The following is a 20,461-nucleotide window of genomic DNA, read 5'->3' as shown; positions in this document are numbered from 1 at the left end:
GCTTTCGCGGAGCATGACAGCGGAGAATGTGGAGCCGCCGTCTCGCCTCGCTAGCGGCGAACTGCATTATCACTCCGCCGCCGTCAGGCGATGCACGTTGTCCGCAATCTCCTTCGGCACCGGCGCCGTCCACGGCGCGCTGCGGCGGCGCTTGACGTCGACTTCCATCCAGTAGATCTCCCAGCCTCGGGTCGGCCCGATGCCGTCCATGGTCGCCGGGCCCTGGATCGATCGTGCGGTGGCCTCGTCGAGATGCAGCATCGGCTTCTCGCCGCCTGCGACCTTCTCGATCTCCTGCCGCAGCAGCCGACGGTATTGCACGATCGCCTTGTCGCTCGTGCCGAGGTGCTCCCGGGTGCGGTCCTGGATTGCGCCCATAGACTCCACCGCCCACTGGTCGTGGACGTTGATGTCGGTGCCCATGCCGGTATAGGTCGCCGTCTGCTGCTCGTGCGGGTCGAAGCCGTAATCGTTGGTCCTGTTCTTGCGAGATTTGTAGTCCGGCAGCTCATAGAGCTCGAGCCGCTGGTCGCGCATCTTCTGCTTGTCCACGGGGTTCGAATAACTGGTGAAGATCGCGTACCAGTAGCAGTTCTCGTCGTCGACCGGCACGTGCCACTGTGTGATCGTCATCTCCGTGCTCATGGGGATGACGAAGCCGTGCGGAAAGAGCTGGTTGGTGACGCGCACATGGGTGCGCTCCTCGTCGATCTCGCGCAGTGCGATCAGCCGCAGGCCGTATTCGGTGTGCTCGACATTGATGATCGGGCGATCGTATTCGCGCAAAATCTTCGTCATCGGCAGATCGCTGCCTGCCGATGCGCCCCGGAACTGCTTGCCGTAGGCCGTCGAGGTGTCCTCGTCCTCGAAGAAGCGATGCAGATAGGAGGCGTGCGCGGGGTCGATGCCGACTTCGAGCGCCTGGAGCCAGTTGCAGGCCATATGGCCTTTGAACGCGAAGGTGTGCGTGCCGGGCGCGACGAAGCAGTCGAGCTCGGGAAATGCCGGCGGCTCGCCCTCGCCGAGATAAGCCCAGAGGATGCCGCTCTTCTCCACCACAGGGTAAGAGCGCTGACGGATGTTCTGGCAGAGCTTCGAGTCCTTCGGCTCCGCCGGCGTCTCGATGCACTGCCCGGTGGCGTCGAACAGCCAGCCATGAAAGGCGCAGCGCAGGCCGCCATGCTCGAGCCGTCCGAAGGCGAGATCGGCGCCGCGATGTGCGCAGTGGCGATCGATCAGACCGTAGCGCCCGGTCTCGTCGCGGAACAACACCAGGTTTTCACCGAGCAATCTGACGGGACGGATCGGTCGATCGCCGTCGAGCTCGTCCACCAGCACCGCCGGCTGCCAGTAGCATCGCATCAGCTTCCCGCAGGGGTCCTTCGCACCGGTGCGGGTGATCAGGTCGTTCTGCTCCTGGCTCATCATGGCGAGTGCATCCTTTATGGAGTGGCGTTTGTTCGCCTATTGAACGAATGGGCGAATTATGGCATGCCTTGACGCGGCAGCAAGCACTATTTTGCACGAATGACCCGACACCATGCCCAAGCTGAAGCGACGCGAGAGCGACGAACGTGCGACGGATTTCGTCGAGAGCCTCGATCGCGGGCTGCGCCTGCTGCAATGCTTCGGCATCACGGCCGGCCCGATGACGCTGAGCGATCTCGCCCGTGCCGCTGAGCTTCCCCGCGCCACCGCGCGGCGCATGCTGTTCACGCTCCAGCGCGGCGGCTTCGTCAGTGGCGACGGGAAGCTGTTCTCGCTGACGCCACATGTGCTGACACTCGCCGCGTCGTATCTGCGGTCGAGCCAACTCGTCACGGTCCTGCAACCGGTGCTCGACCGCCTCGCGACAGCGGCCAACGAAATCTCCTCGCTCGCGGTGCTCGACGGCGATGAGGTCGTGTTCATCGCGCGCAGCAGTCCGGCGCGGATGTTCTCGGGCGGATTGGAAATCGGCTACCGGCTTCCGGCCTTCTGCACTTCGGTCGGCCGCGCCATGCTCGGTCAACTCGACGATGCCGAGCTTGCTGCGCGCCTGACGGCGACGAAGCGCGAAGCGCTGACGCCGCAGACGGTAACCGATCCCAAGGTGCTGCTCGCGCGCACCGTCGCCGATCGCGCGCAGGGCTATTCGCTGGTGGACCGCGAGGCCGAGCCGCATTTCCGCTCGATCTCGGTCCCCGTCCGCCGCTACGACGGCGTGATCGTCGCCGCCATTAACATGGGCGCGCACGTCGATCGCGTGCCGGCGCAGGAATTGATCGAGCGATTTTTGCCGCTGTTGCGTGAGGGCGCGGAGGCGGTGCGGTCGCAACTCTTGTAGCCCGGGTGAGCGAAGCGATACCCGGGAAAGTCATCGTGAAGACCCGGATGTCGCTTCGCTCATCCGGGCTACGCGCCCGTGCAAAAATCACTAGCGGTTGCGCATCCAGTCGGCGAGGCCGGACAACGCCTTGTCGAGGTCCTGCCGCGCTGCGGCGTCCACAACCGTCTCCTCCAGCGCACCGCGCATGCAGAGCATCCACGCGTCGCGCTCGGCATCGCCGATGGCAAAGCCGATGTGGCGCTGGCGCAGCCGCGGGTGGCCCTTCTCGACCGAATAGAGTTTCGGGCCGCCGGTCCATTCGGTGAGATAGCGCTTCAGCACATCCCTGATCAGGCCGAGGTCGTCCGCATGCATCGCGCGGATGATCTTCGCCTCCGGCAGCGTATCCATCCGGTCGTAGAAGCGATCGACCAGTCGATCGATCGTGGCGCTGCCGCCGATCCGCTCGAACATGGCGATTGCGACGTCGCTCTCGGTCATGGGAGTTCGGACCTACAGCGCCACGCTGCGCAGCCCGAAGCTGCGCGCTTCGTTCTGCAGCACCGGCCGCACCGCATCAACCAGGCGCGCCGCGGCGGCATCGACGGACAGTCCCGCCGTGTCCACCACCGCCGTCGCGCGCGCATACAGCGGCTCGCGGCTCAAGAGGATGTTGCGCAGCTCCGCCATCGCGGAGCGGTCGTCGGCCATCGGGCGCAAATCGCCTTGGCGGCGGACGCGGGCCATGTGCTCCTCGGGCTCGGCCTTCAGCCAGATCGTGTAGAACGACGACAGGATCTGGTCGAAGGTCAGAGGTTCGGAGACGATGCCGCCGCCGGTCGCCAGCACCATCAGCTCGTGGCGCGCGAGCAGCTGCTGCAGCGCCGCCTGCTCCATGCGGCGAAAGCCTTCCTGGCCGTAGAGCGCGATGATCTCGGCGACCGACAGCCCGTTCTGCTGCTCGATCTCCTTGTTGAGCTCGACAAAGCTCCAGCCGACCTTCTTCGCCAGCATCCGCCCAAGCGTCGATTTGCCGGCGCCGCGCAAGCCGATTAGCGCGATGCCGCAGAACGGCGCGCGCCGCGGCGCGGAGGCGCTGCCGCCTGCGAGCAGATCTTTTGCTTGTGCGACCTGCGCCGGCGTCGCCTTGCGCAGGAGATCGCGAAACATCTGCCAGTCCGGGGTCGGATCGGCCGAGGGAAGCAGGTCTTCGAGATGCGCGCCCATCGCGTCGGAGACGCGGCGCAGCAGCACGATGGAGACGTTGCCCTTGCCGCTTTCGAGTTGCGCGATGTAGCGCTCCGATATTCCTGATACCTTAGCGAGCACCTTGCGCGACATGCCGCGCAGCGCGCGCATGGTGCGCACGCGCTGGCCGAGCTGTTCGAGAAATCGGGATTCGGCGTCGGGACTGTCGGTCATGGACTGCGGATCATGGGCCTGCTTGAGCGGATGTCTTCTTTTAAAGAGGTCCTGCGGCGCGTATTAATGAAACATAGTGCCTGCTGGCATTGACAGCAAGCCGAGGCGGTGTCTTTCTATGAATTATAATTCTAAATTCAGGGGAGAAGTCCGTGAGCGAGGGATCCTATAACGCGGTGACCTGGCTGCTCGACCGGAACGTCGAGGAGGGACGCGGCAACAAGCTCGCCTTCGATGACACCGTCTCACGGCTCACCTATGGCGAGCTCCAGCGCGAAACGCGGCGCGCCGCCAACATGCTGCGCCGGCTCGGGGTCCGCCGCGAAGAGCGCGTGGCCATGATCATGCTGGATACGGTCGACTTCCCGATCGTGTTTCTGGGCGCGATCCGCGCCGGCATCGTGCCGGTGCCGCTCAACACGCTGCTGACATCAGATCAATACGCCTACATCCTCGCCGATTGCCGCGCGCGCGTGCTGTTCGTCTCGGAAGCGCTCTATCCCGTCATCAAGGACGTCGTCGGCCGCATGCCGGATCTGGAGCATGTCGTGGTCTCCGGCGCCAAACAGAACGGCCACAAGCAGCTCGCCGAGGAGATTGCGGACGAGAGCGATCAGTTCACCACCGCCGCCACCCATTCCGACGAGCCGGCATTCTGGCTGTATTCCTCAGGTTCGACCGGCATGCCCAAGGGCGTGCGGCACATCCATTCGAACATGCAGGCGACCGCGGACACTTATGCGAAGCAGGTGCTCGGCATTCGCGAGAACGACGTTTGTCTTTCCGCGGCAAAGCTGTTCTTCGCATATGGCCTCGGCAATGCGTTGACCTTTCCGATGTCGGTCGGCGCCAGCGTGGTGCTCAACAGCGAACGGCCGACGCCCGCACGCATGTTCGACCTGATGAACCGCTACAATCCCTCGATCTTCTACGGCGTGCCGACCCTGTTCGCGGCGATGCTCAACGACGAAGCGATGAAGAGCGAGCGCGGCGGCAAGTCGCTTCGCATCTGCACCTCGGCCGGCGAGGCGCTCCCGGAGTCCGTCGGCAACAGCTGGAGGGCGCGCTTCGGCGTCGATATTCTCGACGGCGTCGGCTCGACCGAGCTGTTGCACATCTTCCTGTCGAACGCGCCCGGCGACATCAAATACGGCTCCTCCGGCAAACCGGTGCCCGGCTATGCGGTGCGGCTTGTCAACGAGGCCGGACAGGATGTCGCCGACGGCGAGGTCGGCGAGCTCCTGGTCGATGCGCCCTCCGCCGGCGAGGGGTACTGGAACCAGCGCCACAAGAGCCGCCGCACGTTCGAGGGGCCGTGGACCCGCACCGGCGACAAATATGTCAGGGATTCCGAGGGCCGCTATACCTTCTGCGGCCGCGCCGACGACATGTTCAAGGTCTCTGGCATCTGGGTCTCGCCCTTCGAGGTCGAGAGCGCGCTGATCACGCATCCCGCCGTGCTGGAAGCTGCCGTCGTGCCCGAAGCCGATCCGGAAGGTCTGCTGAAGCCGAAGGCCTTCGTCGTGCTGCGCCCCGGCGCGACGACGGCGGGCCTGCAGGAGATGCTCAAGGATCACGTCAAGCAGAAGATCGGCCCGTGGAAATATCCGCGCTGGATCGACGTGGTGGATTCCTTGCCGAAGACGGCGACGGGGAAGATCCAGCGGTTCAAGCTGCGGGACGGGGCGAATTGACAACAGGTCGTCATGGCCGGGCTTGACCCGGCCATCCACGTGCATCCGCGATTGAGGGAAGACGTGGATGCCCGGGTCAAGCCCCGGGCTTGACGACGGAGAGAGAAGAGCGACAGAGCATGACCAACCTCGCCCCCACCGGCTTCCTCAGCATCGGCGACGCCAGCCTCGAATACAAATGGCTGGCGCCGCAATCCGCCGATGCACCGACCATCGTCATGCTGCATGAAGGCCTCGGCTCGGTCGGGCTCTGGGGTGACTTCCCCGAGAAGCTGCGAGAGGCGACCTCCGCCGGCATCTTCGTCTATTCGCGCGCGGGCTACGGCCAGTCGAGCAAGGTCGCGCTGCCGCGGCCGCTCGACTACATGCAGCGCGAGGCACTCGACGTGCTGCCGAAGATCCTCGACGCGATCGGCTTCAGGCGTGGCCTGCTGCTCGGCCATTCCGACGGCGCGTCGATCGCGACGATCTATGCCGGCGCGCATCAGGATCATCGCCTGAACGGCCTCGTACTGATCGCGCCGCATTTCATCGTCGAGGACATCTCGGTGAAGTCGATTGCGGACATCAAGACGGCATTTGAGACCACCGACCTGAAGGCAAAGCTCGCGCGCTGGCACACGGACGTCGACAACGCCTTCTACGGCTGGAACGCCGCCTGGCTCGATCCGAAATTCCGCGACTGGGATATCTCGGAATATCTCGCCTATATTCGCGTTCCGGTCCTGATCCTTCAAGGCGTGGACGACCAATACGGGACGCTGCGTCAGGCCGAGATCGCGCAGCAAGAATGCTATTGCCCGGTCGATTTGAAAGTCATGTCGGGCGCGGCGCATTCTCCGCATCGCGAAGCTCCGGGAGCGACGCTTCACGCGATCGAGCAATTTGCAGCAGCGGCCCTAGGAGAGGACATGCAACAAAATGCATGTATGGGCCGTTAAGGTCTAGACGCGCGCAACAATATGCATTATTGTGCATCTAACGGTAAACCAAGACGAACTCAAGGGTGGCCCATGGCCGAGGAAAATCGGCGCCTCGCAGGCGGCGCGACATTCATCGATTTCCAGACCGAGCCGTCCCGCTACCGGCACTGGAAGCTCGCGGTTGACGGTGACGTCGCCACCCTGACCATGGACGTCGACGAGAATGGCGGCCTGTTCGAGGGCTATCTGCTCAAGCTCAATTCCTACGATCTCGGCGTCGACATCGAGCTTGCCGACGCGGTCCAGCGCCTGCGCTTCGAGCACCCCGAGGTGAAGGTCGTGGTGATGCGCTCGGCCAAGAACCGCGTGTTCTGCGCCGGCGCCAACATCCGCATGCTCGCCGGCTCGACGCATGCCCACAAGGTCAATTTCTGCAAGTTCACCAACGAGACCCGCAACGGCATGGAAGACTCGTCGGAGAATTCCGGCCAGCGCTTTATCACCGTCGTGAACGGCTCGGCCGCCGGCGGCGGCTATGAGCTCGCGCTCGCCACCGACTACATCATGCTTGCCGATGACGGCGCGTCCGCCGTCGCCTTGCCCGAAGTGCCGCTGCTCGCGGTGCTGCCGGGCACCGGCGGCCTCACGCGTGTGGTCGACAAGCGCAAGGTGCGCCGCGATCACGCCGATTTCTTCTGCACCATCGAAGAAGGCGTGAAGGGCAAGCGCGCCGTGCAATGGCGCCTGGTCGACGAGATCGCGCCGAACAGCAAGCTCGAAGGCAAGGTTGCCGAGCGCGCCAGGGAATTCGCCCAGGCCTCGAAGCGCAAGGGCAGCGGCAAGGGCATCGCGCTGACGCCGCTCAAGCGCATCATCGATGAGACGAGCATCCGCTACGGCTTTGTCACCGTCGACGTCGACCGCGCCGCCCGCATCGCCACGATCTCGATCAAGGCGCCTGAAGCCGCGCCGCCCGCCGATATCGACGGGATGATGGCGCAGGGTGTCGCGTTCTGGCCGCTCCAGGTCGCGCGCGAACTCGACGACGCCATCCTGCATCTGCGCATCAACGAACTCGAGACCGCCATGCTGGTGTTCAAGAGCCACGGCGACCGCGCCCATGTGCTCGCCTGCGACGCCTTCCTCGAAGCCAACAAGGCGCACTGGCTGGTCAACGAAATCAGGCACTACTGGAAGCGCGTCTTGAAGCGCATCGACGTCACCTCGCGCACGCTGGTGACGCTGGTCGAGCCCGGCTCCTGCTTCGCCGGCACGCTCGCCGAGCTCGTCTTCGCCGCCGACCGCTCCTACATGCTGATCGGCACGCGCCAGGGCGACAACCGCCCGCCGCCGTCGATCGAACTGTCAGCGATGAATTTTGGCCCGTATCCGATGAGCCATGGCCTGACGCGGCTTCAGTCGCGCTTCCAGGCCGATCCGTCCGATGTGGAACGCGCGGAAGCCACGATGGGCACCGCGCTGGACGCCGAGCAGGCCGAAGAGCTCGGTCTCGTCACATTCGCACTCGACGACATCGACTGGGACGACGAGGTCCGCGTGTTTCTGGAGGAACGCGCCAGCTTCTCGCCCGACAGCCTCACCGGCATGGAAGCCAACCTGCGCTTCGTCGGCCCCGAGACGATGGAATCGAAAATCTTCTCGCGCCTCACCGCGTGGCAGAACTGGATCTTCCAGCGCCCGAACGCGGTCGGCGAGGAAGGCGCGCTGCGCCGCTACGGCAGCGGCCAGAAGCCGAAATTCGATATGACGCGGGTGTGACGACATTTGCTGCGTCATGGCCGGGCAAAAGCGCGAAGCGCGTCTTCGTACAGAATGTCCCGGCCATCCACGTCCTTGGCTGAGCAAGCAAGAACGTGGGTGCCCGGCACAAGGCCGGGCATGACGAAAGAAATCCAAGGAGCACGGCCATGAACGTGAACATCATGAACGTCGACTACTCGACCAAGATTCCGAACAACGTCAATTTGGCCGAAGACCGCCAGGTGCTCAAGGCGCTGGAAGGCTGGCATCCCGGCTACATGGACTGGTGGAAAGACATGGGGCCGGAAGGCTTCCAGGAATCGCTGGTGTACTTGCGCACCGCCTATTCGGTCGATCCGCGCGGCTGGGCCAAGTTCGACTATGTGCGGATGCCCGAGTATCGCTGGGGCATTCTCCTTGCTCCCCAGGAAGAGAACCGCGTCGTGCCGTTCGGCGAGCATTTTGGCGAGCCGGCCTGGCAGGAAGTCCCGGGCGAGTATCGCGCCATGCTGCGCCGTCTGATCGTGATCCAGGGCGACACCGAGCCCGCCTCCGTCGAGCAGCAGCGCCATCTCGGCAAGACCGCGCCCTCGCTGTACGACATGCGCAATCTGTTCCAGGTCAATGTCGAGGAAGGCCGTCACCTCTGGGCGATGGTGTACCTGCTGCAAAAGTACTTTGGTCGCGACGGACGTGAAGAGGCCGACGATTTGTTGCGCCGCCGCTCGGGCGACGCCGACTCGCCGCGCATGCTGGGCGCCTTCAACGAGGCGACGCCGGACTGGCTGTCCTTCTTCATGTTCACCTACTTCACCGACCGCGACGGCAAGATGCAGCTGCACTCGCTTGCGCAGTCCGGCTTCGATCCCCTGTCGCGCACCTGCCGCTTCATGCTGACGGAAGAAGCGCACCACATGTTCGTCGGCGAGACCGGCATCACCCGCGTCGTGCAGCGCACCTGCGATGCGATGCGCGAAGCCGGCATCACCGATCCCACCGACATCGCGAAGGTCCGCGCGCTCGGCGTGATCGACCTGCCGACCATTCAGAAGAAGCTGAACCTGCACTATACGCTGTCGCTCGATCTGTTTGGCTCGGAAGTCTCGACCAACGCGGCGAACGCCTTCAACACCGGCATCAAGGGCCGCTATCACGAGACCCAGATCGACGACGATCATCAGCTCAAGAACGCCACCTATCCGGTGCTGAAGTTCATCGACGGCGAGATCAAGCTCGTCGACGAGCCGGCGCTGACCGCGCTCAACATGCGCCTGCGCGACGATTACAGCCAGGATTGCGTCAAGGGCATGCTGCGCTGGAACAAGGTGATCTCGACCGCGGGCTACCAGTTTCAGCTCAAGCTGCCCAACGTCGCCTTCCACCGCCATATCGGCGAGTTCAAGGGCATCCACGCGACGCCCGACGGCATTTTGATCGACGATGCCACCTGGGCGAAGCGCAAGGACGAATGGCTGCCCTCGACCGCGGACGGCGACTTCATCACCTCGCTGATGCAGCCCGTCACCGAGACCGGCCAGTTCGCCTCCTGGATCTCACCGCCGAAAGTCGGCATCGACAACAAGCCCGGCGATTTCGAATATGTGAGGATCGAGTCGTAAGGGCCGCCAGCGAGGCGCGACGGCCGCGCTACATACTCACCTGTCGTCCCGGCGAAGGCCGGGACGACACCGGAGTGTGAGGTGAGGGCGTCGTGCTGACGCGCCCCCGCCTACCCCGCGATCTCCAGCCCCGCGTTCGCGTACACCACGCCGCCATCCACCGCGATGGTGTTGCCGACCACGTAGTCACCCGCGCGCGAGGCGAGATAGATCGCCACGCCCGCCATGTCCTCGTCGGTTCCGATCCGCCGCGCCGGAATGCGCTTGGCGACCTCGTCCGAATGGTCGCGCGCAGCCCGGTTCATGTCGGACTTGAACGCGCCGGGCGCGATCGCGGTGACGTTGACGTTGTCCTTGATCAGTTTCGTCGCCATGCGCCGCGTCAAATGGATCACCGCGGCCTTGCTCGCGGCATAGGAGTAGGTCTCGCCGGGATTGATGAAAATGCCGTCAACCGAGGCGATGTTGATGACCTTGGCGGGCCGCTCATGCGAAGCCGCCGCGCGCAGCGGCTTGGCCAGCGCCTTGGTCAGGAAGAACAGCGACTTGACGTTGAGGTCCATCACCTTGTCCCAGCCGCTTTCGGGGAATTCGTCGAACTCCGCGCCCCAGGCAGCCCCTGCATTGTTGACGAGGATGTTGAGCTTCGGCTCCAGCTTGATGATTTCGCCAGCGAGCCTGTCGCAGCCGTCGACGGTCGAGATGTCGATCGGCAGCGCGATGCACTCACCGTCATATCGGCCTGACAGCTCTCTCGCGGTGGCCTCGCAAGGTCCTGCCTTGCGCGCGGTGATGTAGACCTTCGCGGCTCCCGCGCTGAGAAATCCCGCCGCGATCATCTTGCCGATGCCGCGCGAACCACCGGTCACCAGCGCGACGCGGCCTTTGAGCGAGAACAGATCGTTGAACATGGTGCCTCCCTTGGTGTTTGGCGACGTTTTGAGCGGGGTACGGAGGGGAGTCAAGGAAAGTGCCGCATCGTCGTCCTGGCTTTCGCCATGCGACGTCTGAGTTCGGGCAGCCAAGACGGAGAGATTAAGCCGCCGCGATCCTGCGGAAGCCGTTCCACATCGCGGTCGCGGCGCCCGAGGTCAGCACCGGCAGAATCCGCGTGTCCTGGTAATTGCCGTTGAGCGAGACCCGTGGCAGCGCCGTCATGCGGCCGGCGTTTTCGGCGAACAGCATGCCGGGCCGCGTCGTCACCGCGGTCTTGAAGCCGGCGGATGCAGCGAGCACGAATTCACGCTCGCCCGCCGCCTCGCGATCGCCATAGGGATAGGCCAGATGTTGAACGTTGCGGCCGAGCGCCTGCTCGATCCGCGCGCGGCTCACGGCCATCTCCTGCGTGGCGATCGCTTCGCTTTGCTTGGCGAGATTGCAATGGCTGACGGAATGCGCGCCGATCGTGACCAGGGGATCGGCGGCAAATGTCTTCACCTCGTCCCAGGACAGGCAGAGGCTGCGGCACAGCGCGGCCATGTCGACGCCGTACTTCGTGCAGAGCGCCTCGATCTCGCGCTTGAGATCGTGCTCGCCGGGCAGTGCGCGCAACCAGTCGTGCAGGCGATCGAACGCCACCTGCTTGGCGGCTGGCGTCGTCGCATCGAGCCGCAGCGCGGCATTGCCGATCGTCACCTCGATCTGCTCGGTCTTGGCGATCACGGCCTCCAGCGCCTCCCACCACAGCCGGCCCGTCCCCTCCGCGAAATCGCTGGCGACATAGACCGCCAAGGGCGCGTCAAATTCGCGCAGAACTGGCAGCGCAAAATCGAGATTGTCGCGATAGCCATCGTCGAGCGTGAAGGCCGCGAAGCGGCGGTCGAACCGGCGCCGCACCAGTCGCTCATGCAGCTCGTCCATGCTGACGATGTCGATCTCGCGCGCGCGCAGGTGGCGCAGTGTGGCACGCAGGAATTCGGGGGTGACTTCGAGATGCCGGTTCGGCTGGAACGCCGCGCCGCGGGCCGGCCGCACGTGATGCAGCATGAATATGGCGCCGACGCCCGACAAAAGCGGGCGCAACAGGTGGTGGGCGCCGCTGAAATAGAGTGCTTCCAGCCCGGCGCGGATGACGTTGTTACGGAGTTGTTTCATGACCCGCTGGCGGACTTTGGCATTCCGCTTTCAACTTACGGAAGAACCCTTGAAGAAAAAGTTATTCCAATTGTCCAGGCCCGGCCTTCGGAAGGGCGTCATTTCCGGTTTGACAGCCTGCCAAGGGTTTGTTTTGTCTCCGGTTCCAGAGTTCGGGTCGTCGAATGCACAAGCTTTTCAGGTGGGCCAGCAAATGGTGGCCGGGGCTGATCCCCCTGGCCGTCATGTGGGGATTTGCGGCCTGGAATAACACTTTGCCGGTCGAGGCGGACCTTTCCGCCCGCAGCTCGGCGGCGCTAAAGGATACCGTTCTGGACAAGACCCGGATCGCGGTGGACGGCCGCGACGTCAGCCTGGCTGCGGACGCGTTTTCCGAGGAGGGGCGCCGCGACGCCGTTGTGGCGGTCGAGACGGTCCCCGGCGTGCGCCTGGTCGACGACCGGACCCGCCTCGTGCCCGAGGCAAAGCCCTTCGTCTGGAACGCCGAACGCGACGTGGTGCGGGTGACGCTGTCGGGCTCCGCGCCGCTGCCGTCGATGAAGGGCCGCCTGACAGAGGCGGCCCGCAAGGAGGTCGGCGGCACCGAGGTGGCCGATCAGATGGGTTTGGCCCGCGGCGCACCGCCGCGGTTCGAGGCGGCTGCGATGCTGCTGCTCGACCAGATCGGCAAGCTCAAGGACGGCAAGATCACGATCACAGACACCAAAGTCACTGTGTCGGGGATGGCGCGCGATCTCGGCGGCCGCGAAGCGGTCGCAGCGGCACTTAAAAACCTGCCCGAGGGCTTTTCGATCGCCGCCAACGACGTCAAGGCGCCGCCTTACGTGTTCCAGGCTTACAAGGATCCGGTGGCTGCGACGGTGACGCTGACCGGCTATGTTCCCGACAACAATGTCCACGCGGCCATCGCCACCAGTGCGTCGCGGAAATTCTTCAACGAAAAGGTCGTCGACAATCTCAAGGCCAGCGTCGGCGCGCCCGGCTCGTTCAGCCCCGCCGTGGTCGCAGCGCTCGGCGCGCTGTCGCGACTGTCGACCGGCACGCTCGTCGTGTCCGACCGCGAGGTGAAGCTGTCGGGCGATGCGCTCTATGAAGGTGCCGCCAACGACATCCGCGCAGGCCTCGGCAAGGATTTTCCGAAAAACTGGCAGTACAAGCCGGAGATCACGGTGAAGCCCGCTGCCGGGCCGGTCGACGGCACCGTGTGCCAACAATTGTTCTCCGAGCTCTTGGCCAAGGCCAAGATTCGCTTCGGGGCGAAGCGCGCCGAGATCGATCCGGATTCCGCCGGCATTCTCGATCATCTGATCGAGACGGCATTGCGATGCCCCACCACCAATATCGAGGTCGCCGGGCATACCGATGCCGACGGCGAGGATTCCTTCAACCAGGCACTCTCGGAGAAGCGCGCGCAGGCGGTGATCGACTACCTGGTCAAGGCCGGCCTGCCTGCCAACCGGTTCACCGCGGTCGGCTACGGCAGCACGCAGCCAGTCGCCGGCAATGACAGCGAAGACGCCAAGGCGCAGAACCGCCGCATCGAATTTCTGGTGAGGTGACGATGCCCTATCTCGTCTCGTTCCATCTGGGCTGGCTGATCGGCTCGCTGCTGCTCGGCTTCTGCATGGGCTGGATCTCGGTGGTCCAGCGCGGCAACGGCACCTCGAAGGTGACCGCGCGCTGGCTCGCCGTGCTTGTTGCCGGCCTGGTCGCGGCCTCGTTCGCGCATGTGGTCCCCGGTCGCTTCGGCTACTGGCTCGACCTCGGCCTGACCATGTTCGGCTGCTACCTCGTCGGCGCCGCCATCGGCGCCTGGCTGCGCGATCGGGTGGTCGCACGCAGCATGCCGCCGGCCTGAGCGGCTGAGCTGAGAGGCAAACGCGCGCCCGCTATCGCGCTCATCACTTGCTCCGCCATCGGGTTTCAAGGGCAAGGGCGGGGCGTTTGACATTAATACGTACGTGCGTATTACTTCGCCATGCCAAAGCCCTCGCTCAAAGACGCCATTCTCGACGCCGGCCTGAAGGTCATGTTTCGGACCGGCTATCACGGCACCAGCGTGCGCGACGTCACCACTGCTGCGGGCGCGCCGCAGGGGTCCTTCACCAATCATTTCCGCTCCAAGGAAGCGTTCGCCTCCGAGGTGCTCGACCGCTATTTCGATCTCACCAGGAGCTTGGTCGCGGAGGCATTGCAGGATGTCTCGCTGAGCCCCCGCGCACGGCTCAAGCGCTACCTCGACATCATCACGGGCAGGCTGGGAGCCGACGGCTTTGGTCGCGGCTGCCTGATCGGCGATCTCAGTCTGGAAGCGACCGGCAGCAGCGAGATGCTGCGCGTGCGCCTCGCCGACATCTTTGCCGAATGGCGCGTGCCGTTCGCCGCCTGCATCGCCGAGGCGCAGACCCGCGGCGAGATCGCATCCGATTTCGAGCCCGAGGAGCTCGCAGACTTCCTGCTCGCGTCCTGGCAGGGCGCGATCCTGCGCATGAAGGTCGACCGCAATCCCAAAGCGCTCGAACGTTTCAAGAGCATCGCATTCCAAACCGTGTTCAAGGAGCTGACATGACCAAGCAGATCGACATCAAGATTCGCAAAGCGTCCGTCCTCGGAAGCAGCATGGCCTATCGTGAGGCAGGCGCGCAGAACGCGCCGGTCGCGCTCTTCCTGCACGGCAATCCGACGTCCTCGCACATCTGGCGCAACATCATGCCGTTGGTGTCACCGGTCGCGCATTGCCTCGCGCCCGACAACATCGGCTTCGGTCAGTCCGACAAGCCCGACATCGCGTACCGCTTCGATCACGTCCGCTATCTCGATGCCTTCATCGAACAGCGCGGCATTACGTCGGCCTATCTCATTGCGCAGGATTGGGGCACAGCGCTCGCATTTCATCTTGCGGCGCGCCGGCCGGATTTCGTGCGCGGGCTCGCCTTCATGGAGTTCATCCGTCCGATGCCGACCTGGCAGGACTTCCACGACACCGAGGTTGCCGCGGAGCAGGAGCATGCCGAGGCGGCGCGGGCGGCCTTCCGCAAATTCAGGACGCCGGGCGAGGGCGAGGCGATGATCCTCGAGGCGAATGCCTTCGTCGAGCGTGTGCTGCCGGGCGGCATCGCCCGCAAGCTCAGCGATGACGAGATGGCGCCCTATCGCGCGCCGTTTCCAACACCAGAGAGCCGCCGGCCCGTTCTTGCACTTCCGCGCGAACTGCCGATCGCAGGCGAGCCCGCTGACGTCTATCAGGCTCTGCAGTCCGCGCATGCAGCGCTGGCCGCGTCGTCCTATCCAAAGCTCCTGTTCACCGGCGAGCCCGGAGCTCTGGTCTCACCGGAATTTGCCGAACGGTTTGCAGCCTCCCTGAAGCACTGCGCGCTGGTTCGTCTCGGCGCCGGCCTGCATTTCCTCCAGGAGGATCACCCCGAAGCGATCGGGCGCTCCGTGGCCGGCTGGATTGCGGGCATCGAGGCGGTGCGCCCGCAGCTTGCGGCCTGAGCAGAACGCTACCTCCGAACGACGTGCTCATCGCGGCCGCTTGCGGGCGGCCGCAATGACGTCTGTGATGTCGCAGTGCAACCGGATGATCGAGCGCGAGCCGTCGGCCACGTAATCGTGCGCGCCGCAGCGGCCGCGCGCGGCGCGACCCTCTTTCAACAGCGAAATCCCGCCCATAGATTGATTTCGACTTAAGCCGTGACGGAACATTGTACGGCCGAAATCATCAAAACTTCATGGCGTCTGCGCCAGGATGGCCATGGAGATTCGCGTCAGGCTTGCCGCCGAAAGCGCCAAACCGTGCATCAGGAGCCCGCAACCTGCCTAAAACCTTGAAGCCACGACTTTTTGTTCGAATTGTCGAATTCCACTCCGCCCCAAAACGCGCTAGTGGAGGGGCAGGGGGCATGCGCGATGCCGGAGCCGCCGGCGAGGATTCGTCGGGTGCCTGCGTGTCGTCCGCCTGTTCGCCGGCCACCCTGGCCGCTGAAGCGTTGTTCGAGGTTTAGATGCTGGAAGCCATACGCAGGGCGATGTCGTTTCTGCGCCAGAAGCAAATCCTGCATAAGCTTGGAGTTGTGATCAGCGTCGCGGTCATCGGCATCGCTTGCTATGTGCTCTACCACATGCTGCGCGGCATCGATGTCAACGAAGTCCTCGAAGCGATCAAGAGCACCGAGCCGAGCCAGATCGCGATGGCGGCGCTGTTCGTCGCTGCGGGCTATTTCACGCTGACCTTCTACGACCTGTTCGCCGTGCGCGCGATCGGCCATCCCCACGTGCCCTATCGGATTAACGCGCTCGCTGCCTTCACCAGCTATTCGATCGGCCACAATGTCGGCGCCAGCGTCTTCACCGGCGGCGCGGTGCGCTACCGCATCTATTCCGCCTACGGCCTGAACGCGATCGACGTCGCAAAGATCTGCTTCCTCGCCGGCCTGACCTTCTGGCTCGGCAATGCCGCGGTGCTGGGCCTCGGCATCTCCTATCATCCGGAAGCCGCGGCCTCGATCGACATGCTTCCGCCCTGGCTGAACCGGATGCTGGCGATGATGATCATCGTCGGACTGGTCGCTTACGTGGTCTGGGTCTGGACCCAGCCGCGCATGGTCGGCCGCGGGCCCTGGACCGTGATGCTGCCGGGCGGCCCGCTGACGCTGCTCCAGATCGCGATCGGCATCATCGATCTCGGCTTCTGCGCGCTCGCGATGTACGTGCTGGTCCCTGACGAGCCCAATCTCGGTTTCGTGGTGGTCGCGGTGATCTTCGTCTCGGCCACGCTGCTCGGCTTTGCCAGCCATTCGCCCGGAGGCCTTGGCGTGTTCGACGCGGCGATGCTGGTCGGGCTCTGGCAGATGGACCGCGAGGAGCTGCTGGGCGGGATGCTGCTGTTCCGCGTCCTCTATTATCTGTCCCCTTTCGTCATTTCTGTAATCTTGCTGACGTTTCGCGAAGTTATCATCGGCGCGCGATCGAAGCGCCTGCAGCAGGCGGCGCTCAAGCTCGACCCCGGCCCCGCGCCTGAAGCCGCTTACGTGAGAAAGCGCAGCGACAGCGGCGCCTGACCGGCGCAAGGCCTTTTGGAGAAGCCCGCCCCGATGGCGATCGACGCCCCAACTTCTCCCTCCTCCCCGCCCTGGTCCGACCGGCTGCGGCACTCGACCGTCATCCTGATCGCCGCGGCGCTCGCGCTATCCGTGGTGGTCTCGCTGGGGGAATTATCGGCGCTGCATGCGATTGCGGTGTTCCTCTGCATCGCGGCCGCAGCGCTGATCCCGTGGCGCCTGCACGATACCGCCGCCTCGCGCGAAGAGACCCGCCGCGTCAACCCGGTCGAGAGCGCGGCGGTCGCCGCAGTGGTCGCCGGCATGCCCGATCCCGCGGTCCTGCTCGACCGCGCCGGCCGCGTCATCCATCTCAACGCCGCAGCCGCCCAGCTCGCGCCGGCACTGCGCCGGAATGAGCTCGCCCAGTTCGCGCTGCGCTCGCCCGAGATCATCACGGCGCTGCGCGAGTCGATCGCGACCACCGAGCCGCGGCGCGCGACCTATCTCGACCATGTCCCGGTCGACCGCTGGATGGAGCTGACCATCACGCCGGTGCCGGTGCCGACCACCTTTGGCGGCGCCGACAAATGCATGCTGATGACCTTTCACGACCAGACGCCGCTGCGCCGGGTCGAGGAAATGCGGGCCGATTTCGTCGCCAATGCCAGCCACGAGCTGCGCACGCCGCTGGCCGCGCTGTCCGGCTTCATCGACACGCTCCAGGGCCAAGCCAAGGAGGATCCCAAGGCGCGCGAGCGCTTCCTCGGCATCATGCACAACCAGGCCACCCGGATGGCGCGCCTGATCGACGATCTCTTGTCGCTGTCGCGGGTGGAGCTGTCGGCCCATGTGCGGCCCGACACCCTGGTCGACCTGCTGCCGATCATCTTGCAGGTCGCCGATGGGCTCGAACCGCTGGCGCGGGAACGCCAGGTCGAGGTCGAGACCCAGCTGCCCGAGACCCCGGTGCTGATCGCGGGGGACCGCGAGGAGTTGCTCCGCCTGTTCGAGAATTTGATCGAGAACGCGCTCAAATACGGCGCCTCCGGTGGACGCATTATCGTGTCGCTGATATCAGGCGCGGCCCCTGATGGAACTCAGGAAATCCGGGTGCTGGTCCGGGATTTCGGCCCCGGCATCGCGCCGGAGCACCTGCCGCGGCTGACCGAGCGCTTCTACCGGGTCGATGTCGGCGACAGCCGCTCGCAGGGCGGCACCGGCCTGGGATTGTCGCTGGTGAAACATATTCTTAACCGTCATCGCGGCCGGCTTTTGATCGAAAGCGTGCCCAAACAGGGCGCCACTTTCACCGCCTGTTTTCCCCAGGGCAAGCCTGCGGCTCTGAGCTAAATTCCAGCGATTTCAGCTGCTTAACACTGTCATCCGACTGTCACCAAACCTTCGTAAAAGCTCAGCTGTCCGCTCCTAAAGGGGCGGCACGGGGAGCGCGATCGGGCGCGGATGGCGCTTCGCTCCCCTGTATGGAGACCAGCATGAATTTCCTCAAAACACTCGTCGCTGCTGGCATGGTCGCCGCATCGACGACGGCGGCCTTTGCTGCCGACATCACCGGAGCCGGCGCGACGTTCCCGTTCCCGATCTATTCCAAATGGGCCGACGCCTACAAGAAGGAGACCGGCAACGGTCTGAACTACCAGTCGATCGGCTCCGGCGGCGGTATTAAGCAGATCCAGGCCAAGACCGTGACCTTCGGCGCCAGCGATGCGCCGCTCAAGGCCGAGCAGCTCGAGAAGGACGGCCTCGTCCAGTGGCCGATGGTGATGGGTGCCATCGTGCCCGTCGTCAACATCGAGGGCGTGAAGCCCGGTGAACTGGTGTTCGACGGCGAGACGCTGGCCAGCATCTATCTCGGCAAGATCACCAAATGGGACGACGCCGCGATCAAGAAGCTCAACCCGAACGTGAAGCTGCCCTCGGAGGCCATCACCGTGGTCCGCCGTTCGGACGGTTCGGGCACCACCTTCAACTTCACCAACTACCTCGCCAAGGCCAGCGCGGATTGGAAGAGCAAGGTCGGTGAGGGTACCGCGGTCGAGTGGCCGGTCGGCGTCGGCGCCAAGGGCAATGAAGGCGTGTCCGGCAACATCAGCCAGACCAAGAACTCGATTGGCTATGTCGAGTACGCCTATGCCAAGCAGAACAAGCTGACCTACACCGGTCTCATCAACAAGGCCGGCAAGCCTGTGCAGCCCACCGTCGAAGCCTTCCAGGCGGCCGCCTCCAACGCCGACTGGGCCAAGGCTCCCGGCTACTACGTCATCCTGACCGACCAGCCCGGCGAGAAATCCTGGCCGATCACGGCGGCGACCTTCATCCTCATGCACAAGGACGCCACCGACAAGGCGGCCTCGCAGGAAGCCATCAAGTTCTTCCGCTGGGCCTTCAAGAGCGGCGGCAAGGCGGCTGAAGAGCTCGACTACATCCCGATGCCGGATCCGGTCGTTCAGCTGATCGAGAAGACCTGGGCTGCCGACATCAAGAGCTAGGTTCGCGACGCTCGTGCTCCGGATGCGCTGCGCTGCATCCGGGGCACGGACCAACAAAAAACGTATACTATTTGGTACAGGGGATCGGCGTGGCAGAGATGGCCGTTCAGAGCGATGTAATCGACGACGCCGGACCGTATGACCGCGCCAAGGCCTTGAGCGCGTTCAAGGTCGGCGACGTTACCTTCTACTGGATTACGCGGCTCTCCGCGATCTCGGTGCTTCTGATCCTCGGCGGCATCATCATTTCGCTGATCGTCGGCGCTTTCCCGGCGATGAAAGAATACGGCGTCTCCTTCCTCTGGACGCAGCGCTGGGCGCCCTCCGCAGATCCGCCGGTGCTCGGCGCGCTCGGGCCGATGTACGGCACGCTCGTCACCTCCTTCATCGCGATGCTGATCGCCATTCCCGTGGGTCTCGGCATTGCGATCTTCCTCACCGAGCTCTGCCCGCAATGGCTGCGCCGCCCGATCGGCATGGCAATCGAGCTGCTCGCCGGTATTCCCTCGATCATCTACGGCATGTGGGGCTTCTTCGTGTTGGGTCCGTTCCTGGCCAACACGTTCCAGCCCTTCATGATCAAGATCTTCGACGGCGTTCCCGTGCTGGGCGCGATCTTCGCAGGTCCCCCGTCCTATCTCAGCCTGTTCAATGCCGCGCTGATCCTTGCCATCATGGTGCTGCCCTTCATCACCTCGATCTCGGTCGACGTGTTCAAGACGGTGCCTCCGGTCCTGAAGGAAGCCGCCTACGGCGTCGGCTGCACCACATGGGAAGTCGTCCGCAGCGTGGTGATCCCCTACACCCGGGTCGGCGTCATCGGCGGCATCATGCTGGCGCTGGGCCGCGCGCTCGGCGAGACCATGGCGGTGACCTTCATCATCGGCAACTCGTTCCGGATCTCGTCATCGATCTTTGCGCCGGGCACCACGATCTCGGCGGCGATCGCATCCGAGTTCGCCGAGAGCGACGGCCTGCACCAATCCGGCCTGATCCTGCTCGGCCTCCTGCTGTTCGTTCTGACCTTCTTCGTGCTCGCAGCGGCGCGGCTGATGCTGATGCGGCTGGAAAAGAAGGCGGGGAATTAGCGC

At 64.5% G+C, this 20,461-nt stretch carries 19 protein-coding genes; 13 read left to right on the top strand and 6 right to left on the bottom strand.

Translation table 11 applies throughout. The features are described from left to right. Window positions 1-69: 69 nt before the first annotated feature. Window positions 70-1,428 (bottom strand): aromatic ring-hydroxylating dioxygenase subunit alpha, encoded by a 1,359-nt coding sequence (locus tag RX329_RS40585; protein WP_085357720.1) that lies wholly within the window; start codon window positions 1,426-1,428, stop codon window positions 70-72. 112 nt (window positions 1,429-1,540) lie between these two features. Between RX329_RS40585 and RX329_RS40580 the strand changes: the two genes are divergently transcribed. Then, window positions 1,541-2,326, top strand: a complete 786-nt coding sequence (locus tag RX329_RS40580; RefSeq protein ID WP_085357722.1) for an IclR family transcriptional regulator C-terminal domain-containing protein — start codon at window positions 1,541-1,543, stop codon at window positions 2,324-2,326. A gap of 90 nt (window positions 2,327-2,416) precedes the next feature. Here the strand turns inward: RX329_RS40580 and RX329_RS40575 are convergent, their stop codons facing one another. After that, on the bottom strand, window positions 2,417-2,809 hold the full coding sequence (locus RX329_RS40575; RefSeq protein ID WP_018456047.1) for a group II truncated hemoglobin: 393 nt from the start codon (window positions 2,807-2,809) through the stop codon (window positions 2,417-2,419). 12 nt (window positions 2,810-2,821) lie between these two features. Next, window positions 2,822-3,730, bottom strand: a complete 909-nt coding sequence (locus tag RX329_RS40570; RefSeq protein ID WP_085349670.1) for a helix-turn-helix transcriptional regulator — start codon at window positions 3,728-3,730, stop codon at window positions 2,822-2,824. A gap of 152 nt (window positions 3,731-3,882) precedes the next feature. Here RX329_RS40570 and RX329_RS40565 point away from each other — a divergent pair, with 152 nt between their 5' ends. The 4 genes from RX329_RS40565 (at window position 3,883) to boxB (ending at window position 9,727) form a co-directional block, all read left to right on the top strand. Next, the gene (locus RX329_RS40565) at window positions 3,883-5,424 is read left to right on the top strand and encodes a benzoate-CoA ligase family protein (protein WP_085349671.1); all 1,542 of its coding nucleotides are present in this window, start codon (window positions 3,883-3,885) and stop codon (window positions 5,422-5,424) included. Window positions 5,425-5,543: 119 nt separating this feature from the next. Beyond that, window positions 5,544-6,365 (top strand): alpha/beta fold hydrolase, encoded by an 822-nt coding sequence (locus RX329_RS40560; protein WP_085349672.1) that lies wholly within the window; start codon window positions 5,544-5,546, stop codon window positions 6,363-6,365. Window positions 6,366-6,437: 72 nt separating this feature from the next. Then, window positions 6,438-8,126: a 2,3-epoxybenzoyl-CoA dihydrolase gene (gene boxC / locus RX329_RS40555; protein WP_085349673.1), complete on the top strand. Its 1,689-nt coding sequence runs from the start codon at window positions 6,438-6,440 to the stop codon at window positions 8,124-8,126. Between the two features lie 149 nt (window positions 8,127-8,275). Then, window positions 8,276-9,727 (top strand): benzoyl-CoA 2,3-epoxidase subunit BoxB, encoded by a 1,452-nt coding sequence (boxB, locus tag RX329_RS40550; protein ID WP_085349674.1) that lies wholly within the window; start codon window positions 8,276-8,278, stop codon window positions 9,725-9,727. Window positions 9,728-9,837: 110 nt separating this feature from the next. On the opposite strand, the gene RX329_RS40545 is transcribed toward boxB, so the two are convergent. Both RX329_RS40545 and RX329_RS40540 read right to left on the bottom strand, forming a co-directional pair. Next, window positions 9,838-10,638 carry an SDR family oxidoreductase gene (locus tag RX329_RS40545; protein ID WP_085349675.1) on the bottom strand — a complete coding sequence of 267 codons (801 nt, stop codon included), beginning with the start codon at window positions 10,636-10,638 and terminating at the stop codon, window positions 9,838-9,840. A 124-nt stretch (window positions 10,639-10,762) separates the two neighbouring features. Further along, complete coding sequence (locus RX329_RS40540; protein ID WP_085349676.1) at window positions 10,763-11,821, bottom strand: polysaccharide deacetylase family protein; 1,059 nt, start codon at window positions 11,819-11,821, stop codon at window positions 10,763-10,765. Window positions 11,822-11,985: 164 nt separating this feature from the next. Between RX329_RS40540 and RX329_RS40535 the strand changes: the two genes are divergently transcribed. From RX329_RS40535 to RX329_RS40520, 4 genes are all read left to right on the top strand, one after another. After that, entirely contained in the window at window positions 11,986-13,380 is a 1,395-nt protein-coding gene (locus RX329_RS40535; protein ID WP_085358301.1) for an OmpA family protein, read from the top strand. A 2-nt stretch (window positions 13,381-13,382) separates the two neighbouring features. Next, window positions 13,383-13,679, top strand: coding sequence for a hypothetical protein (locus RX329_RS40530; RefSeq protein ID WP_085384937.1), 297 nt, complete (start codon window positions 13,383-13,385; stop codon window positions 13,677-13,679). A gap of 120 nt (window positions 13,680-13,799) precedes the next feature. After that, the gene (locus RX329_RS40525) at window positions 13,800-14,390 is read left to right on the top strand and encodes a TetR/AcrR family transcriptional regulator (RefSeq protein WP_085349679.1); all 591 of its coding nucleotides are present in this window, start codon (window positions 13,800-13,802) and stop codon (window positions 14,388-14,390) included. Further along, entirely contained in the window at window positions 14,387-15,316 is a 930-nt protein-coding gene (locus RX329_RS40520; protein WP_085358303.1) for a haloalkane dehalogenase, read from the top strand. The genes RX329_RS40525 and RX329_RS40520 overlap by 4 nt, the downstream gene beginning before the upstream one ends. 27 nt (window positions 15,317-15,343) lie before the next feature. Here the strand turns inward: RX329_RS40520 and RX329_RS40515 are convergent, their stop codons facing one another. Further along, window positions 15,344-15,475 (bottom strand): hypothetical protein, encoded by a 132-nt coding sequence (locus RX329_RS40515; protein WP_274535543.1) that lies wholly within the window; start codon window positions 15,473-15,475, stop codon window positions 15,344-15,346. Between the two features lie 350 nt (window positions 15,476-15,825). On the opposite strand from RX329_RS40515, the gene RX329_RS40510 reads away from it, so the two are divergent. The 4 genes from RX329_RS40510 to pstC all read left to right on the top strand — a co-directional run bounded on the left by RX329_RS40510 (window position 15,826) and on the right by pstC (window position 20,458). Further along, the gene (locus tag RX329_RS40510; RefSeq protein WP_018456061.1) at window positions 15,826-16,881 is read left to right on the top strand and encodes a lysylphosphatidylglycerol synthase domain-containing protein; all 1,056 of its coding nucleotides are present in this window, start codon (window positions 15,826-15,828) and stop codon (window positions 16,879-16,881) included. A 33-nt stretch (window positions 16,882-16,914) separates the two neighbouring features. Continuing rightward, a complete protein-coding gene (locus RX329_RS40505) occupies window positions 16,915-18,213 on the top strand; it encodes an ATP-binding protein (RefSeq protein WP_085349681.1) in 1,299 nt (432 codons plus the stop codon). Between the two features lie 143 nt (window positions 18,214-18,356). Next, the gene (gene pstS / locus RX329_RS40500; protein WP_085358361.1) at window positions 18,357-19,370 is read left to right on the top strand and encodes a phosphate ABC transporter substrate-binding protein PstS; all 1,014 of its coding nucleotides are present in this window, start codon (window positions 18,357-18,359) and stop codon (window positions 19,368-19,370) included. Between the two features lie 98 nt (window positions 19,371-19,468). Continuing rightward, complete coding sequence (gene pstC, locus RX329_RS40495; protein ID WP_085384939.1) at window positions 19,469-20,458, top strand: phosphate ABC transporter permease subunit PstC; 990 nt, start codon at window positions 19,469-19,471, stop codon at window positions 20,456-20,458. Window positions 20,459-20,461 lie beyond the last annotated feature (3 nt).

It is taken from the genome of Bradyrhizobium sp. BWC-3-1 (assembly GCF_032917965.1).
Lineage (GTDB): Bacteria > Pseudomonadota > Alphaproteobacteria > Rhizobiales > Xanthobacteraceae > Bradyrhizobium > Bradyrhizobium canariense_D.
Note: the sequence above shows the minus strand (reverse complement) of the source record. Positions and strands in the feature narration are given on the sequence as shown.

Bases quoted from the DNA above. Each gene is read 5' to 3' on its own strand.
- RX329_RS40585 (WP_085357720.1), bottom strand. From the start codon at position 1,428: ATGATGAGCCAGGAGCAGAACGACCTGATCACCCGCACCGGTGCGAAG.
- RX329_RS40580 (WP_085357722.1), top strand. From the start codon at position 1,541: ATGCCCAAGCTGAAGCGACGCGAGAGCGACGAACGTGCGACGGATTTC.
- RX329_RS40575 (WP_018456047.1), bottom strand. From the start codon at position 2,809: ATGACCGAGAGCGACGTCGCAATCGCCATGTTCGAGCGGATCGGCGGC.
- RX329_RS40570 (WP_085349670.1), bottom strand. From the start codon at position 3,730: ATGACCGACAGTCCCGACGCCGAATCCCGATTTCTCGAACAGCTCGGC.
- RX329_RS40560 (WP_085349672.1), top strand. From the start codon at position 5,544: ATGACCAACCTCGCCCCCACCGGCTTCCTCAGCATCGGCGACGCCAGC.
- boxC (WP_085349673.1), top strand. From the start codon at position 6,438: ATGGCCGAGGAAAATCGGCGCCTCGCAGGCGGCGCGACATTCATCGAT.
- boxB (WP_085349674.1), top strand. From the start codon at position 8,276: ATGAACGTGAACATCATGAACGTCGACTACTCGACCAAGATTCCGAAC.
- RX329_RS40545 (WP_085349675.1), bottom strand. From the start codon at position 10,638: ATGTTCAACGATCTGTTCTCGCTCAAAGGCCGCGTCGCGCTGGTGACC.
- RX329_RS40540 (WP_085349676.1), bottom strand. From the start codon at position 11,821: ATGAAACAACTCCGTAACAACGTCATCCGCGCCGGGCTGGAAGCACTC.
- RX329_RS40535 (WP_085358301.1), top strand. From the start codon at position 11,986: ATGCACAAGCTTTTCAGGTGGGCCAGCAAATGGTGGCCGGGGCTGATC.
- RX329_RS40530 (WP_085384937.1), top strand. From the start codon at position 13,383: ATGCCCTATCTCGTCTCGTTCCATCTGGGCTGGCTGATCGGCTCGCTG.
- RX329_RS40525 (WP_085349679.1), top strand. From the start codon at position 13,800: ATGCCAAAGCCCTCGCTCAAAGACGCCATTCTCGACGCCGGCCTGAAG.
- RX329_RS40520 (WP_085358303.1), top strand. From the start codon at position 14,387: ATGACCAAGCAGATCGACATCAAGATTCGCAAAGCGTCCGTCCTCGGA.
- RX329_RS40510 (WP_018456061.1), top strand. From the start codon at position 15,826: ATGCTGGAAGCCATACGCAGGGCGATGTCGTTTCTGCGCCAGAAGCAA.
- RX329_RS40505 (WP_085349681.1), top strand. From the start codon at position 16,915: ATGGCGATCGACGCCCCAACTTCTCCCTCCTCCCCGCCCTGGTCCGAC.
- pstS (WP_085358361.1), top strand. From the start codon at position 18,357: ATGAATTTCCTCAAAACACTCGTCGCTGCTGGCATGGTCGCCGCATCG.
- pstC (WP_085384939.1), top strand. From the start codon at position 19,469: ATGGCCGTTCAGAGCGATGTAATCGACGACGCCGGACCGTATGACCGC.